General features: G+C 69.4%; 13 protein-coding genes. 6 read left to right on the top strand and 7 right to left on the bottom strand.

The window, feature by feature from the left end:
• Window positions 1-32: 32 nt before the first annotated feature.
• Both AC07NF_RS04850 and AC07NF_RS04845 read left to right on the top strand, forming a co-directional pair.
• Window positions 33-2,837: a TonB-dependent receptor gene (locus AC07NF_RS04850; protein ID WP_494628533.1), complete on the top strand. Its 2,805-nt coding sequence runs from the start codon at window positions 33-35 to the stop codon at window positions 2,835-2,837.
• Window positions 2,838-2,908: 71 nt separating this feature from the next.
• Complete coding sequence (locus tag AC07NF_RS04845) at window positions 2,909-4,726, top strand: DUF8034 domain-containing protein (RefSeq protein WP_494628535.1); 1,818 nt, start codon at window positions 2,909-2,911, stop codon at window positions 4,724-4,726.
• A 1-nt stretch (window position 4,727) separates the two neighbouring features.
• Here AC07NF_RS04845 and AC07NF_RS04840 read toward each other — a convergent pair whose 3' ends face one another.
• Window positions 4,728-5,366: an arylesterase gene (locus AC07NF_RS04840; protein ID WP_494628537.1), complete on the bottom strand. Its 639-nt coding sequence runs from the start codon at window positions 5,364-5,366 to the stop codon at window positions 4,728-4,730.
• Window positions 5,367-5,423: 57 nt separating this feature from the next.
• Here AC07NF_RS04840 and AC07NF_RS04835 point away from each other — a divergent pair, with 57 nt between their 5' ends.
• Genes AC07NF_RS04835 through AC07NF_RS04825 form a run of 3 tightly spaced genes read left to right on the top strand, consistent with a single transcriptional unit; the run spans window position 5,424 to window position 9,060 of the window.
• A complete protein-coding gene (locus AC07NF_RS04835; RefSeq protein WP_494628539.1) occupies window positions 5,424-6,110 on the top strand; it encodes an ABC transporter ATP-binding protein in 687 nt (228 codons plus the stop codon).
• On the top strand, window positions 6,107-8,629 hold the full coding sequence (locus tag AC07NF_RS04830) for an ABC transporter permease (RefSeq protein WP_494628685.1): 2,523 nt from the start codon (window positions 6,107-6,109) through the stop codon (window positions 8,627-8,629). The genes AC07NF_RS04835 and AC07NF_RS04830 overlap by 4 nt, the downstream gene beginning before the upstream one ends.
• A 50-nt stretch (window positions 8,630-8,679) precedes the next feature.
• Window positions 8,680-9,060, top strand: a complete 381-nt coding sequence (locus AC07NF_RS04825) for a helix-turn-helix domain-containing protein (RefSeq protein ID WP_494628540.1) — start codon at window positions 8,680-8,682, stop codon at window positions 9,058-9,060.
• A 41-nt stretch (window positions 9,061-9,101) separates the two neighbouring features.
• Here the strand turns inward: AC07NF_RS04825 and AC07NF_RS04820 are convergent, their stop codons facing one another.
• Together AC07NF_RS04820 and AC07NF_RS04815 are read right to left on the bottom strand one after the other, a co-directional pair.
• On the bottom strand, window positions 9,102-9,473 hold the full coding sequence (locus tag AC07NF_RS04820; protein WP_494628542.1) for a hypothetical protein: 372 nt from the start codon (window positions 9,471-9,473) through the stop codon (window positions 9,102-9,104).
• A 66-nt stretch (window positions 9,474-9,539) separates the two neighbouring features.
• Entirely contained in the window at window positions 9,540-10,217 is a 678-nt protein-coding gene (locus tag AC07NF_RS04815) for a response regulator transcription factor (RefSeq protein ID WP_494628544.1), read from the bottom strand.
• A 130-nt stretch (window positions 10,218-10,347) separates the two neighbouring features.
• On the opposite strand from AC07NF_RS04815, the gene AC07NF_RS04810 reads away from it, so the two are divergent.
• Window positions 10,348-10,821, top strand: coding sequence for a hypothetical protein (locus tag AC07NF_RS04810; RefSeq protein WP_494628546.1), 474 nt, complete (start codon window positions 10,348-10,350; stop codon window positions 10,819-10,821).
• On the opposite strand, the gene AC07NF_RS04805 is transcribed toward AC07NF_RS04810, so the two are convergent.
• From AC07NF_RS04805 to AC07NF_RS04790, 4 genes are read right to left on the bottom strand one after another with little or no spacing between them, the layout of a single operon-like run.
• A complete protein-coding gene (locus tag AC07NF_RS04805; RefSeq protein WP_494628548.1) occupies window positions 10,751-13,687 on the bottom strand; it encodes a TonB-dependent receptor in 2,937 nt (978 codons plus the stop codon). The genes AC07NF_RS04810 and AC07NF_RS04805 overlap by 71 nt on opposite strands.
• 50 nt (window positions 13,688-13,737) lie before the next feature.
• Window positions 13,738-14,679, bottom strand: a complete 942-nt coding sequence (locus tag AC07NF_RS04800; protein ID WP_494628550.1) for a FecR family protein — start codon at window positions 14,677-14,679, stop codon at window positions 13,738-13,740.
• A 2-nt stretch (window positions 14,680-14,681) separates the two neighbouring features.
• Window positions 14,682-15,221 (bottom strand): RNA polymerase sigma factor, encoded by a 540-nt coding sequence (locus tag AC07NF_RS04795; protein ID WP_494628552.1) that lies wholly within the window; start codon window positions 15,219-15,221, stop codon window positions 14,682-14,684.
• Window positions 15,218-16,606, bottom strand: coding sequence for an alkaline phosphatase D family protein (locus AC07NF_RS04790; RefSeq protein ID WP_494628554.1), 1,389 nt, complete (start codon window positions 16,604-16,606; stop codon window positions 15,218-15,220). Before AC07NF_RS04790 ends, AC07NF_RS04795 begins: the two co-directional genes overlap by 4 nt.
• Between the last annotated feature and the right edge of the window lie 76 nt (window positions 16,607-16,682).

Raw genomic sequence — 16,682 nt, 5'->3', positions numbered from 1 at the left:
CCGATCAATTCGGGGAAGGGAGAAACGCGCCTATGAACACGCCCCGCGTGCCGTCTCGTCATGCCCTTTTACTTGGAGTTTCGCTTCTAAGTCTGGGTCTGACCGCCACCAATGCCGTCGCTCAACAGGCGCCGGCCGAGGATCCCAACAGCGTCGAGGCCGTGGTCGTCACGGGCTTCCGCGCCAGTCTGGCCAGCGCCATCACCGCCAAGCGCCGCGAGACCGGCGTGGTCGACGTGATCAAGGCCGAGGACATCGCCGCCTTCCCCGACCTGAACCTGGCCGAGTCCCTGCAGCGCATTCCCGGCGTGGCCATCACCCGCGTGGCCGGTGAAGGCCGCCAGATCTCGGTTCGGGGCCTGGGTCCCGAATACACCCGCGTGCGGATCAACGGCATGGAGGCCCTGGCCACCTCGGGCGGCAGCGACAGCGGCGGCGCGGCGGGCAACAACCGGGGCCGCGGCTTCGACTTCAACGTCTTCGCCTCGGAGCTGTTCAACGGCCTGACCGTGCGCAAGACGGCCTCGGCCGATGTCGAGGAAGGCTCGCTGGGCGCCACGGTCGACCTGGCCAGCAGCCGGCCGTTCGACTTCCGCAAGCCGACTTTGGTCCTGTCCGCCCAGATGGGCTACAACGACCTGTCCAAGAACTACGATCCGCGCTTCGCCGCCCTGGCCAGCAAGACCTGGGCGGATGGCAAGCTGGGCGCCCTGCTCTCGGTGGCCTATGGCGAGCGGGATATCGTCGAGGACAGCCACGGCACCACCCGCTGGGGTCCCGGCGGCGCCAATGGCGGCTTCAACACCGCTTCGACCCTGCCCGGCTACACCGCCGCCCAGGTCAATTCCAACACCACCGCCACGGCGATCTTCCATCCGCGCAATCCCAGCTTCAACAGCTTCGAGCACGTCGAGAAGCGCCTGGGTGTCACCGCCTCCCTGCAGGCGCGGCCGACCGACCGCACGCTGGTCTCGCTGAACGCCCTGTACGGCAAGCTGGACGGCAAGCGCGACGAGCGCCTGCTGCAGGCCATCTCGTTCTCGCGCAGCGGCTCGGCCGGCAAGCCGGCCACGATCATTCGCGATGGTGTCGTCAACGACACCCACGACCTGGTCTACGGCGTCTTCGACAATGTCGACATGCGCTCGCAGGCCTCGCACACCGAGTCCACGACCACCTTCAAGCAGTTCACCCTGGACTTCGAGCACCGGTTCAACGACCGCTTCCAGGTCAAGGGCCTGGCCGGCCACGCCTCGTCGGTGTTTGACAGCCCGATCGGCACGACGGTCACCTTTGAGCGACTGGACGTCGACGGCTATTCCTACGACTACCGCCAGAACGACCGCCTGCCGCTGGTCAAGCTGCCGTTCGACGCGGCCAGCCCGGCCAGCTGGGCGACGATCCCCGGCTTCTCGGCGCTGAACCTGGTCAAGACGCGGATCGAGAACACCTTCGACACCGCCAAGCTGGAAGGCGCGTTCGACCTCACCAACGACATCACCCTGCGCGTCGGGGCCGACACCCGGAAGTTCAAGTTCAACTCGGCCGACCAGCGCCGCATCGCCGGCGAGACCGATATTCCGGTGCTCACCGCCCAGCAGATGACCGATCTGTCCGAAGTGTTCAGCGGCTACGGTAAGGGCCTGGGCCTGCCCGGCGGCAGCGTGACGTCCTGGCTGGTGCCCAATATCGACAAGTACGCCGAGGCGCTGAACATCTACAGCAACACCGGCCTCTTCAAGCTGGGCACCATCGAGCAGACCGAGGCCCGCAGCGCCACTGGCCGGGTCGAGGAGCAGAACACCGGCGCCTTCGTCGAGGCCGACTTCCGCACCAGTCTCTTTGGCCGTCCCCTGCGCGGCGACGCCGGCGTGCGTTACCTGAAGACCGAGCAGAACTCGGAAGGCTATGCGGCGGTCGGCTCCAAGATCGAGCTGGTCAATGCCGAGCGCGCCTACCACAAGTACCTGCCGTCGCTGAACCTGACCCTGGAAGTGACGGACGACGTGCTGGTGCGCTTCGGCGCGGCCAAGACCATGGCCCGTCCGGGCCTGGGCAGCCTGCGCCCCGGCGGCGACATCAGCGTCCAGGGCGGCAATCGCAGCTATTCGACCGGCAATCCCGACCTCAAGCCGACCCAGTCCAAGAACCTGGACCTGTCGTTCGAGTGGTACCCGGCGGAGGGCTCGATCTATGCCGTGGGCCTGTTCCAGAAGAACATCTCGACCTTCGTCCAGACCCTGCGCACCAGCCAGCCGTTCAACACGCTGGGCCTGCCGCTGGACATCCTGAACGGCACCATCGCCCTGCCCACCGACGAGTTCGACGTCTCACGGCCGGTCAACACCAACGGCGGCAAGCTGAAGGGCCTGGAGATCAGCCTGCAGCAGCGGCTGACCTTCCTGCCCGGCTGGCTGTCGCACTTCGGGGTGATGGCCAACTACACCCACGTCACCTCGGACATCGAGTACCTGACCTCCGACGTTCCGGGCGCGGCCACGGTGACCTCGACCCTGGTGGGCCTGTCCAAGGACGCCGCCAACGGCACGCTGTACTACGAGACCGACAAGTTCAGCATCCGTGGGTCGCTGGCCTACCGGTCGGGCTACCTGACCCAGGTCCCGGGCCGCAACAGCAACTTCGTCGAAGGCACCAACAAGACCTTCAACGTCGACATGCAGGCCACCTACACGATCAACGAGCGCTTCCAGCTGTCGCTGGAGGGCATCAACCTGACCGACGAGGCCAACGACCGCTACGTCGACGTGTCGGACCGCCCCTGGGTCTACGGCCACACCGGCCGGCAGTTCTATCTGGGCCTTCGCTACAGCTTCTAGGTCCTGCCAACTCCGGGGCCGCGCCACGCGGCCCCGGGTCTTTTTGTTTCCCTCCCGACGGATCCTGTCCCATGTCCCCTCCCCGCCGCCTCTCCCTCGCCGCGTTCGCGCTTTCGACGTTGCTGGCCACGTCTGCCATCGCGCGGGCCGAGCCCACCCTGGCCGTCGACAAGCCCATGCCCGCCCCGGCCTGGGCCCTGGCCGAGCGCGCCCTGCTGCAGGCCAATGCCGAGGGCGTCGAGGCCTTCACCCGCAAGTTCGTGGACGGTCGCGGCTATCTGAAGGGTCCCGAGCACTGGGGCATCACCGACGGTCCCGACGACTCCGTCGAGCCGATCCGCAACTGGCCGCTGGCCTATGCGCTGGGCGGACCGGACACGATCCTCAAGAGCTGGCAGACGGTCTGGGAAGGTCATCTGGACCAATATTCCCGCGCCAAGGTGCCGGAAGTGGCCTCGGCCCGCGACGGCATCTACCAGCGTGAATTCACCCCGTCCTTTGACTGGGAGCACATTGGCGAAGGCCTGTCGGGCTTCTATTTCTACGGCCTGGCCCAGCCCGATGACCCGCTGTACCTCACCCGTCTGCGCCGGTTCGCGGGTTTCTATCTGAACGAGGATCCGGCCGCGCCGAACTATGATCCGCAGCACAAGATCATCCGTAGCCTGTTCAACGGCAGCAAGGGTCCGAACCTCGGCGAGCCCTCGCCGATCGACTGGGACGGCCCGCCCGTGCCCGGCGGCAATCCCGAGCGCCAGAAGCGCTTCCTGAAGTCGACCAACATCAAGGGCGACCACCCGCTGAACCTGGCCAGCACCAACCTGGCCATGACCGCCTACATGGCCACCGGCGACGCCAAGTACCGCACCTGGCTGCTCACCTATGTCGACGCCTGGAAGGAGCGGACCAAGGCCAATGGCGGCAACATCCCCTCCAACATCGGCCTGGATGGCTCGATCGGCGGCGAGTGGGGCGGCAAGTGGTACGGCGGCGTGTTCGGCTGGAACTCGCCCGACAGCGGCGTGCGCAACTACGTGCTGCGCGGCCCGCCCGAGGCCTTCGGCAACGCCCTGCTGCTGACCGGCGACCAGGGCTACACCGCCGTCCTGCGCAAGCAGCTCGACAACCTGTACGCCCAGAAGAAGGTCGAGAACGGCAAGACGATGATCCCGGTCTATTACGGCGACAAGGGCTGGTACGGCTATTACGACGTCGCCGGCCGCTCGCCGGGCCTGGGCAATCGCCGCAAGCTCGAGGCCGACCTCTATCTGTGGGAGATGAACCCCGCCGACCTGGCCCGCGCCAAGGCCAGCGAGAGCAAGCCGGGCTGGCTGGACTACCTGCAGTCGGGCGACGAGGCCTATGCGGTCAACGCGCTGCAGGCGGGGCTGGAAGAGGTGCGGGTCGCCGGCGAGCGTATCCGCAAGGACGACACCACGATCGGCTTCCCGCCGGACGACACCCGCTGGTCGGACTCCAATCCGGTGGCGACCGAGGCCCTGATCAACCTGACCATGGGCGCGGCCGATCCGGGCGGTTCGGGTCACGGCCCCCTGGCGCTGCACGCCCAGGTCCGTCACTTCGATCCCGAGGCGCGCCGCCCGGGCCTGCCGGACGGCGTCGCCGCCCTGGTGCGCAAAATCACGCCCGAGGCGGTGACCCTGACCCTGGTCAATACCAACCCGCTGAAGGCGCGGACGGTGACGGTGCAGATGGGGGCCTATGGCGAGAACGACGCGACCACCGTCAAGTCGGCGGGCGGCGCGGCGATGACCGTCAACGCCTCATGGTTCAACGTCCGCCTGGCGCCGGGCGCGGGCGAGACCCTGACCATCGGCGTCAAGCGCTACGCCCACCAACCCAGCCTGGTCTTCCCCTGGAACCGCTGATCTAGCGCCCTGCCAGAGCCCGAACGACCAAAGGCGCCAAGGCCTCTCCGATCCTCTTGGCGCCGGCGGCGTTCGGGTGGATGCCGTCGCCCTGCATCAGGGCGCGGTCTCCGTTCACCCCGGCCAGGATGTTGGGATAGAGCGGCGCGGCGAACTCCTTGGCCAGGCTCGAATAGACCGCGTTGAACTCGCGGGCATAGGTCGCGCCGATGGCCGGCGGCGCGCCCACGCCGACCAGCACCACCTTGACGCCGCGCGCTTTGAGCTTCTGCAGGATGCCGCGCAGATTGGCCTTGGTCCGCGCCGGTTCGACGCCTTGCAGCAGGTCGTTGCCGCCCAGGGCCACCACGCAGACCTTGGTGTCGGGCGCGACGCTGAAGCCGACCCGCGCCAGGCCGCCGCCGCTGGTGTCGCCCGACACGCCGGCAGCCCGCACGATGGCCGACACGCCGCGTCTAGCCAGGGCAGCCTGGAGCTGGGCCGGCATGGCGTCACGCGCCGGGAGGCCCAGTCCGGCCGTGATGGAGTCGCCCAACACGGTGACGACCGGCGGCTTGGGCGCGGCGGCCAGCTGGCTCAACAGGCCAAGGCCGAGCAAAATTCGGCGACGGTTGGGAAAACGCTGTGCGATCGGGCTCATGCCTTCCTATGTAGTCTGGCTGCCGGCGGAACAATGGCCGGCTCCTCAGGAAGCGACATGACCGACGAGCCCTCGCCTGCCGCCCCCTTGGCCCTCGACGCCGTCGCCCTGACCCTGCCCTCATCCGCCGGACCCGTGAATATCCTGCGCGGCGTGGACTTCGTCGTCGCTCCGGGCGAGCGCGTGGCCGTGGTCGGTCCGTCGGGATCGGGCAAGTCCTCGCTGATCGCGGTCGGCGCGGGGCTTGAGGAACCCACGGCCGGGACGGTGCGGCTATTCGGCCAGACGCTGGCCAAGCTGGACGAGGACGGCCGGGCCCGCCTGCGTCGCGGTCGCGCGGCCCTGGTGTTCCAGTCGTTCCATCTGCTGCCCAACATGACGGCCGAGGAGAATGTCGCCACGCCGCTGGAGATCGCGGGAACGCGTGACGCGACCGCCATCGCTCGCGACTGGCTGGGCCGGGTCGGTCTGAGCCAGCGCCTGACCCACTATCCGCACCAGCTGTCCGGCGGCGAGCAGCAGCGCGTCGCCCTGGCCCGCGCCCTGGCCGCGCGCCCCGCCCTGCTGTTCGCCGACGAGCCGACCGGCAACCTGGACGGCGCGACCGCCGCGTCGGTGGCCGACCTGATGTTCGACCTGGTCGCCGAGGTCGGCGCCGCCATGGTGATGGTCACCCACGACCCGACTTTGGCCGCTCGCGCCGACCGGATCGTGCGCATGGCCGACGGCCGGATCCAGGCCTGAGCATGGCCCCTCTCGCCTTCCGACTGGCCGCCCGCGAACTGCGCTCGGGCGTGCGCGGCTTTCGCATCTTCCTGGCCTGCCTGGCGTTGGGCGTGGCCGCCATCGCCGCCGCCGGCTCGACCGCCGAGGCCTTCCGCCAGGGCCTGGCCGGACAGGCGCGCGAGATCCTGGGCGGCGACCTGTCGTTCTCGGTCGAGAACCGCGACTTCACCGACAAGGAACACGCCGCCTTCGACAAGCTGGGCGCCACGACCTACGCCGCCGTCGCCCGCGCCATGGCCCAGGCGCCCAATGGCGACCGCCGCCTGGTCAGCCTGCGTGGCGTGGACGGCCGCTTCCCGCTGGCGGGCGCGGTCAAGCTGGACGGCGCGCCGAACTTGGCCGCGGCCCTGGCCGACCATCACGGCGTTCCGGGCGCGGCGGTCGAGCCCGCGCTTCTGGATCGCCTGCACCTGAAGATCGGCGACCGCTTCGAGGCTGGACCGATGACCCTGGTCGTCACCGTCCGCCTGGTCAGCGAGCCGGACGGCCTGTCGCGCGGCTTCTCGCTGGCCCCGCGCGTCCTGATCCGCCGCGATGTCCTGGAGCCCTCGGGCCTGCTAGCGCCGGGCGGACTGTCGGGCCGCACCGTCCGCATCGCCCTGCCGGCGAACCAGGATCCCCGTGCCGCCGGCAAGGCCATCCAGAGCGCCTTCCCGGACTCCCACCTGCGGGTCCGCGATCGCCTGGACAGCGCGCCGGGCGCGCGGCGGCTGATCGACCAGCTGGAATACTTCCTGGGCTTCATCGGCCTGGCTTCGCTGGTCGCGGGCGGCCTGGGCGTGGCCGGCGCGGTGTCGACCTATCTGTCGGCGCGAGAGCCGGCGATCGCCGTGCTGAAGGCCCTGGGCGCGCAGAGCGGCCTGATCCGCGACCTGCACCTGATCCAGATCGGCCTGCTGGCGCTGCTGGGCGTGGCGATCGGGCTGGCGGTCGGCGCGATCGCGCCGCTGATCCTGGGGCAGTTCGCCGGTTCCAGCCTGCCGATCCCGGCCCTGTTCAAGGTCTATCCCTGGCCGCTGGCCAAGGCCGGGCTGTTCGGGATCCTGGCGGCGGCCGCCTTCTCGCTGATCCCACTGGCCCGGGCGCGCAGCACCCCGCCTTCGGCTCTGTTCCGCCGCGCGCCGCGCGCCCGCCTGCCGCTGGGCGTGGAGACAATCGGCGCGGCCATCGCGGGCCTTGGCCTGGCGGCCCTGGCCGTGGCCACCGCCCCGACGCCGGTCTCGGCGGCGATCATGATCGCGGGCGTCGCCGTCGCCTTCGGCCTGCTGTCCGCCTTGGGACGCGCGGCCGCCTGGGTCGCCGGTAGAGTGCGCGGCCTGACGCGTGGCCCGATCAAACTGGGTCTGGCCAATCTGGCGGGACCGAGGTCAGCGGCGCGGACGGCCAGTCCGGCCATCGGCCTTGGCGTCGCGCTGCTGGCCTGCGTGGTGCTGATCCAGTCGGCCCTGCTGGCCCAGGTCAGCGACGTGGCGCCGCGCACCGCCCCGGCCATGGTCTTCACCGAGATCCCCGCCGACCGCGCCGCAGCCTTCGACGCCGCCGTGGCCAAGGTCACCGGACCGCTGAAGGAGGACGCCTATCTGCGCATGCCCTTCGCCACCGGCCGCATCGTCGCCCTGAAGGGCAAGGCCGTGGATACGAAGGCCATCAAGCCTTCCGAGCGCTGGGCTTTCGACAACGACATCAGCGTCTCGCTGTTCGCCCGCGAGCCCCGCAACGCCGGCGTCGTGTCCGGCCGTTGGTGGCCCACCGACCATGCCGGGCAGCCCCAGGTCGCCTTGAACATCGAGGTCGCCGAGGCCGCGGGCCTGAAGGTCGGCGACACCATCACAGTCCTGATCCTGGGCCGCGAGATCGAGGCCCGCATCGCCGCCCTGCGCAAGGTCGACTTCGGCGGCTTCGGGCCCAACTTCGCGCTGATCTTCAACCCCGCCACGCTGGAGGGCGCCGAGCTGCGCAGCGTGGCGATCGCACGGCTGAGCCGCGAGCACGAGGCGGTCCTGACTCGCCAGCTGGGCGCGGACTTTCCCACGGTCAACGTGATCAGCGTCCGCGAGCAGCTGGACGCCGCCGCCTCGCTGTTCGACCGACTGGCCCTGGCGGTGCGCGGCGCGGCGGCCGTTGCAGGGCTGGCCGGCCTTCTGGTGCTGGCCGGCGCGATCGCCGCCGGCGCCAGGGCGCGCGCCCGAGAGGCCGCCACCCTGAAGGTGCTGGGCGCGACGCGGTCTCAGATCCTGGTCGCCTATGTCATCGAGTATGGCGCGGTCGGCCTGATCGCCGGCGCGGCTGGCGTCCTGTGCGGCTTCGCGGCCGCCTGGCCCGTGGTGGTCAAGGTGTTCGAGGCCCGCTGGAGCGTGGACTGGAGCGGCGTGCTGATCCTGATGGTCGGCGCGGCGATCCTGGCGGCCGCGGGCGGTCTGATCGCCGCGGCGCTGGCGCTCTCGCAACGGCCCGCGCCCGTCCTCAGAGAGGGCTAGGCTGCGCCCTTCTCGATTGCAACGCTCAGAAAGCGCGTTAAGGTTGCTCGATGCACGCGCTTGACCCGGACGCCCCCGACCCGATCGACGTTCACGTCGGAAGGCTTCTGCGCGTCCATCGACTGGCCATGGGCGTTTCGCAGCAGGAACTGGCCGAGGCCCTGAGCGTCAGCTTCCAGCAGGTGCAGAAGTACGAGAGCGGCGCCAACCGCATCTCGGCCTCGAAGCTCTACAAGGCCTCGCGGGCCCTGGGCATCGCGCCCAGCGCGCTGTTCGAGGGCCTGGACGTCGACGACGGCGGCAATGCGCTGGGCCAGTTCGCCGACTTCATAACCGCGCCCGGTTCCAACCGCCTGGCGGCGGCGTTTCCGCAGCTGACATCGGCGCAGCAACGCATTCTGGCCGACCTGGTCGAAACCCTGGTTTCGTAAAACACACCCGGCGGCCGCGATCGACCGCCGGGGCTCACGGCTTAGGCGGCGCGCTCCGCGGACGAGGCCACGATCCGCGGCGGAGCGATCTCGCCCGTCGGCGGTATCTCGGTGTCGGGCTTGTCGGTGCCCGTGCCGTGCAGGGTCAGCGGACGCACGCCGATCTGCGGCGCGGCGGCGGCCAACGCGGCGTGGGCCGTCATCATGTGCGAGCGCGTCTGCCCCAGGGTCTCGATCGAGCGCGTGACGGCGGTGACGCCTTCATGCGCCAGCATGGCCGAGAAGTTGTGATCCCGGCGCAGGGTCGAGGTGTGGGTGATGAACAGGGCCGCCTTCTCGAGGGCCAGGTCGACGGCGCGCTCGGCCTCGAACAGGGCGTCGGCGACGGATTGAGCGATGTCTCGTCTTTGCATGCGATCTCGATCCCGCCGGCAGGGCGGGCTCCTTTTGATAGGATTGAGGATGAGGAAGTCGTCGCCCTAGCGGCGCGTGACCCAGGCGTCGAAAGCGTCGGACAGGTGGCCGACCTGGATCACCAGAGCCAGGACGACCAAGGCCAACACGACCGACCCCAGCGCGGCCGCCAGGATCAGGATCAGCCGCTGGGCTTTGGATCGGGCCAGCGGCGGGACTTGCCCTCGTTCGGCGACTGATCGCTCGCGGGCGTCAGAACGAAAGCGATGCAGATAATCTCGCGCATCAGATCGAGCGGAGACAGGTGGGGGCTCATGAGCCGGGTGATGGTCAGCAAATGCTGCACCGCCTCCCGCTCCACCTTCGTAATCGCCAAGTCTTCGTAGATCGCTTCCAGATCGCTCCATGTGATCGCCGGAAAGGCTGGCACCGCTTCCATCGGATCGAGCATGTAGGTCTCCTTTCGCCCCCTCATTGACGAGCGGCGAAAGGTCGAACGGTAGTGGGATCGGGCGCCCCTGGTATAAAATAGGGAGGCCCGTTTCGCGTAGATGGACCACCAGCGCCATCGCCGCCTGACGTCGCGAACCGAACGACAACTTGCTGACGGCGCTGGCGAAATGCTTGTCGACGGTGGCCTTGCGCAGGTCGAGATCGAAGGCGATTTCCTTCGACGACTTCAGCTGCGCCGCGCCCAGCAGGACGTCGCGTTCACGGGGGGTCAGCTTGTCGAAACGGCTCATCCATCACCCACGCGACGCGGGCGAAACAGGCCCCTGTGTGTCGGGCATTAGCTCACGACAGTCCTGAGTCCGGCAAGCCTGAGGCTTGACCATGCCGATGCTTCGACCTCCCCTGTCGCGCGGAGGCCCCATGTCGCATTCGCCCGTACAGACCCTCGGATCGATCCTGACGCCGGTCGTCACGGTCCTGGTGGTGTGGCGCGGCGGTCGTCCGGAGCGGATCGCGGCCCTGGCTTCGCTGGCCGCGTTCCTGATCACGCCCTACGTCCAGAAGTTGGGCGGCCATCACTGGCCGCTGCTGGGCGTCGCGCTGGTCGATATCTCGATGTGCGCCCTGCTGGTCGTCCTGGCGCTGTGCTGGGACCGCGCCTGGCTGATCATGGCGGCGGGCGTGGAGCTGGCCACGGTCATGGCGCACCTGGGCATGATCCTGGACCCGACCCTGATGGCTCGGGGCTATGTGATCACGCTGTGGATCTTCTACTTCATCTTCCTGGGGACGCTGACCTACAGCGTGTTCGAGCCCCGTCGCCTCACCAGCGCCGGGTCAGGCCCAGGCGATACTCCCGGCCATAGACCTCGTAGCCCGGACCCGTCCCCGTAAGGTAGGGCTGAGTGCTGCGGTCGGTGCGATACGGAGTGTTGCTCAGATTGGCGCCCGCCAGGGTGACGCGCCAGGCGTTCGGCAGGTCGACTATGACCTTCAGGTCCAGGCGTGAGATCGGCTTGCGATAGTTCAGGCCGGTCGGCTCGGACCACTGGTCGCTGCGCGGCGCCCGGCCCTGATAGGCATAGCCCAGGCGCGCCTGGAACCAGCCACGCTCGTAGTAGAGCTGGGCGGCGTAGAGCGCCTTGGCCTGGTCGGCCAGACGGCGCGGCGCGCGTCCGGGCGCGGAGACGCTTGAGTCCAGGAAGGCCGCGTTGGCCAGCACGCCGAAGCCGTCGAACGGCGCTGGCGCATCGCGCAGGTCGTAGCGCAGCGACAGCTCGACCCCGGCCACATGGCCGTGACCGACATTGCTCTTGGTGACCGCCACATATTGGTCGAAGCGCGCGCCGCCAAAGGTCTCGCCCGGCCGGTCCTCCAACACCTCGAACGGCAGGCCGTCGAGCGCCTTGTAGAACCCCGCCGCCGAGATCCAGCCCAGCCGGCGCGGCAGGTGGTACTGGGCCGAGACGTCCCAGTTGCGGCTTTCGATCGCCCGCAGATGCGGATTGCCGATCTCGTTGACGCCGCTGACGACCGACGCGCCAGTGCGCGGATCCGGCGCGACCGACACAGACAAACGGGCGATCGGCGCCAGGTCGACATAGTCGGGTCGCGCGAAGGTCTGGGTCGCCGAAGCGCGCAGCACCCAGGCCCCGCCGGCGTCCCATTTGGCCAGCAAGGCCGGCGCGAGATTCACGTAGCTGCGCCCGCCCGAGGTCGGCAGCATATCGGCCTGCACGAACGGCAGGCCGGCGGATGGACCGGACAACTCCGTCACGAAGGCGTTGGCGATCGCGCTGACCTGCGTGCGCTCGACCCGCGCGCCCAGGGTGAGGCGCAGGGCCGGCGTCACCGCGACGGCGCCCATCAGGTAGCCGGCCCAGATGGTCTCGCGGATGCGGTACTGGTCCTCGACGGAGTTCTCGCGCGAGGCTGCGGCGTCGAACACGAAGAGGTCCGGCCGCCGCGCGAACAGCGCCTCCAGGCCGGCCGGATCGGGAAACGGAAAGTCCAGACCCGGCACGATCGCGTCTGCCCCGCCGTAGTTGCTCATCCGGCCAGCCAGGACGGGATCGGCCAGGGTCGCCGCGCCCAGGAAGTTGAAGCGGTTGTCGGCGTCGGCCACCGACTTAGTCCGAGACAAGCGCTTGAGCCCGAACCGCAGTTGAATTGGCCCGCGCCGGCTCAGGTCGAGCTGCTGGGTCGTGATGTCTTCCCGCACCGTCGAGCTGATCCTCCGGATGCGAAACAGGTGCTGAAAGCCGCCGTCGAACACCGAACGGCCGTCCGGCGCGGTCATGGCGCCGTCGGGGTTTGAGACGCCGTCGACGATACGGAAACGGCCGATGTCCGCCGCCCCGTCCAGCGGATCGATGTCGCCCAGGGTCTCGTAGTAGTCGAGATACGGGTTCAGCTCCCGCGCCGTCGTCCGGTTGACGGAGCCCTCGACGGTCCAGTCGTCGCTCAAGGCCCAGCGGCCGCCCAGCACGTACTGGCGCACGGGCCTGTCCTGGCGCTCATGCCGTGTCTCGGTGCGCACCCGCAGGCCACGCCACGAGAACGTGTCGCCTCCGTCCGTCGCCAAAGCGCCCCGCCGATAGAACATGAACTCCGGCCGCAGCTCCTCGTCGGTGTAATTGGCCGCGAAGACCCGCAGCCAGGCGGCGTTGCCGCCCTCTCCCCGCCAGTCCAGCGAGCCGGTCAGGCTGGTCCGCTCCCGACGCCCCATCGAGGCGCCGACCAGGATGCGGTCGGGATACAGGCCCTTGTCCGACGGCACGATCTCGGCCGTGTCGTAGAAGGGCGAGAAGTACTCCCGCACCCAGCGCTCGCCGGCCAGATAGACCCCGAAGGCCTTGCCGGGCCCGAAGGTGTCGGCGAAGGCCCCGCCGACCGCGTGGATGTCACGACCACCACCGTTGTCGACCGCGCCGATCTCGGCGGTGAAGCTGGCGACGAGCCCCGCGAAGTCATGCGCCGTGGGCGTGCGTACGTCGATCAGCCCGCCGATCGCCCCGGCGTCGCGGTCGGGCGTGATGACATTGTGGATCTCGACCTCCGAGATCGCCGAGGCGCTCAGCACGTCCAGCGGCGCGGCCCGGCCCGAGCGGCCGTCGGTGTCGGAGGCGGCGATGGTCACGCCGTTGAAGGTCACGGTGTCGAGCACCTGGCTCAGGCCCCGCAGCGACAGGTAGCGCCCCTCGCCCTGGTCGGAGATGCGATAGACCGACGGCAGCCGGTCCAGGGCGTCGGCGATGTTGCTGTCGGGCAGCTTGCCGACCGCGTCGGCGGTGATCACCTGGACCATGCCGTCATAGCGCCGCGCCCGCGCCTCGGCCTGGTCCAGCCCGACGCGATAGCCCACCACCGCGATGGGCTCGATCAAGGTCGACGGCTCGACGGCTGGCGCGACCGGCAAGGGCTTGGGTGCCGGCGTCCTGGACGGCGGGACCGCCAGCACGCGCACCACGCCGTTGGGCGCCAGGACATAGGTCAGGCCCGAGCCGTCCAGCAGCGCGTCGAGCGCCCGGCGCAAGGTGGTGGGACCGGCAAAGCCCCGCGTGCGACGGTCACCGACCAGGGCCGCGTCGAAGGCGATGTTGACGTCGGCCTGGGCGGCCAGAGCCAGCAGGGCGTCGGCCAGTCGTCCGGGACGCCCGGGCCCCGCCACGGCGTCCATGCGCGGCGCCTGGGCCGCCAGGACGGGCAGCGGCGCGCCGGCGGCGATCAGGCTCGACAACACGAGGGGAAAGAGCCGCATGTCCGCCTGCCGCATCGTCGGGACGATATCGCTCGCGCGTGACGCCGCTATTACAGGTTAAGCTTGGGGCGCAGCACGAGCGCGCCGTCAGCCCGCGCGGCGAAGTCGGCGTCCACCGCGTCGGCGATGATCCGGGCGGCCTGGCGCTCGTCCAGGTCGGCGATCGAGAACGACAGGCTGACACGCCGAGCGGCCAGGCTGGGATCGACCACCGTCAACGGCTGATCGAAGTAGCGGCTGAGCTCGGCCAGCGCCGCGTCCAGCCGACGGTCGCTCAGGACCATCCGATGCTCGCGCCAAGACGCGACGCCCGGCATGGCCGTCGACACCCGCTGGATCTGGCCCGAAGCGGTGATCCAGGCCCCCTCCCCGGCGCCCAGCTCGATGGCCGATCCGTCGCGCGGCGTGAAGCGCACGACGCCTTCGGTCACGGCCACGCCGGTGCGGTTGGCGAAAGCGGAGGCCTCGAAGGCCGTGCCCAGGGCGCGGGCCTCGAACTTGCCGGCGCGCACCATGAACGGACGCTTGGCGTCGTGGGCGACCTCGATGAACATCCGGCCGCTGGTCAGCGACACCCAGCGGTTGGCCCGGCCCATCTGGGTCGTGACGCGGGTGCGGGTGTCCAGCCACAGGCGGCTCGTATCGGCCAGATTGACCGCCCGCACCTCGCCAACGCCCGTCTCATAGACCTCGCTGGGCGGCGGGCGCAGCAGCACGGCCGCGCCGCCGATCGCCGCCGCGCCGAACGCCACGCCGCCGCCGATCAGCAGGCCCCGACGCGAGGTCGGCCGGCGCGCATCGGTCCGCGCACTCTTGGCCAGGGACTGCAATGCCGCTTGCCGCGCGATCAGGTCGGCACGCTCCGGACGCGCCGCCAGCCAGGCATGAAACACCTCGGTCTGGCCAGGCTCGAGCCCCGCGTCGATCGCCAGCACCCAGCGGGCCGCGACGAGCTCGTCGTCCTCTTCCTCGTGATAAAACGCGCCGCTCACCGTCAATCCTTCCAGACCTTGCGCGCCAGGCGCGTCATCGCGCGCTCGACCAGCTTGCGAACCTGGAACAGCGACAGGCCGGTCTGTTCCCCGACCTGCAGAAGCGTACGCCCCTCCATCCTATGCAGCACGAACACCTCTCGCTCCTTGCCCGGCAGCGCGTCCAGCGCCGCCAGGAACCGCCGCATCCTCTGGCGTCCGTCCAGGACATCGTCCTGCAACGCCGCCGGATCGGCCAGCTCCACGTCGTCCAGCGGGACGTGCTCGCCTTGGCGACGCGCCAGTCCGCGCCGACCGCGATCCTTCAGGAGGTTAGACGCAATCGAAAATAGAAATGCGGTTTTATTCTCCACCGGAACGTCACGGTCGCGCGCGACGATGCGCGCCGCGACGCCCTGGAGGATGTCGTCGACATCGGCGTCCTGCCGGGTGCGCGAGGCGACGAACCGGCGCAGGGCCGGCTCCAGCGCGCGAAACGCCTCGAACAGCGGGTCGCCGCCGTCCTTCACGCTCGTTTCCTGCTTGGTCGCCGTGACGATCATCGTCCCAGCTTGCCACGCCAAGACGACACGCCGTTGACCAGTTCGTCCGCACGCAGAGTCAGCGGGTCGTAGAGCGCCTTCCCGCGAATATCGATGACGTTGAAACTGAGGGTCGGGGTCTTGCCGGTCATGTCGAAGTCGATGATCCCGGCGTTGTTCACCCCCAGCAATGGCTGGCGGATCATCTGGTCCGGGGCCATCCGGGCGGCGATCTTCCCGAGGTCCATGGGCGACCCCGCCACCATCTGAGCCAGGGCCGAGCTCACCAGATCATAGAGGTCGTAACCGCCCTGCTCCGACTGCGGCGCGCAGGCGACGTACGGGAAGTGGGTGTCGCCCGACAGCAGCACGACGCCGCTGATCTTGTGGTCGCGGATGAAGTCGAACAGCCGCTGGCGCTCGTGCAGATAGGCCGACCAGGAGTCGCCGCCCGGCCCCTTGAACCGCGACCAGCCGCTGCCGCAGGCCAGGATCTTGAACGGCGCCTTGCTGGCCAGCAGGCGGGCTTTCAGCCACTCGAACTGGCCCTTGCCCAGGAACGCCTTCTCGGGCGTGTCGGGATCGGCGTCCGGCGCGCGGTGGTAACGGCCGTCCAGCATAAAGAAGTCCACGCCGCCATAGCCGTAGTCGAAGAACACGCCCGGCGTCCCCGGCAGGCCATACGCCGGGTTGGCCCAGTAGCGCTTGAAGATCTCCAGCGCCTTGTCGCGGATCGGGTTGGTGCGGTCGTAGTTGTCGAGGGCGAAGTCGTGGTCGTCCCAGATGGCCAGCTGCGGGATGTTGCGGCCGATCGGCTGGAAGGACGGCACGAACCGCTGGCGCTGGTACTCCATGGCCAGGGTCGCCGGCACGGTGCTGTCGCCATAGATGTTGTCGCCCAGCCAGAGGAAGAGGTCGGGCCGGTTCATCGCCAGGGCGCGCCAGATCGGCTGCTCGGGATCGCTCTGGATGCGGGCGCACGAGCCGAAAGCGACGCGGAACCTCGCCGGCGCGGCGGGCGCGGTGCGGAAGCTCATCGGCGGCAGGTCGCGCAGGTACTTGTCGACCTTGCCGTTGGACAGCACCCGGTAGTGATAGGTCGTGTCAGGCTGGAGATCCTCCAGGCCGATGACCAGGGTACAGTCGTCCTGCGCCTTGGCGCGCGAGGACGTGGTGCGCTTCCAGGGCCCGGCGACCGGGTCGGTCGTGTAGGCCACCTGGGCGTCGAAATAGTCGCCGCTCAGCTGCATCCAGATCGGCGCGCTGGTCGCGGTGACCGCGCCCACCATCGGCCCCAGCAGGAGGCGCGGCGTGCCTTCGGGATTGGTCTCGGCGTGCGCGGCGAAAGGACCGGCCACACCGGCGGCCGCGGCGGTGGCGATGAAGGTGCGGCGGGAGTTCTTCATGGGGCGCTCAACGAAAAAGCGGAGGGCGCATGAAGCGCCCTCCTTCGGAGTGAAAGAGCCCGCCCGCTGGAGCAGG

This window comes from Caulobacter sp. GW821-FHT10A06 (assembly GCF_059415805.1).
This window is presented reverse-complemented; position numbering and strand designations above follow the sequence as displayed.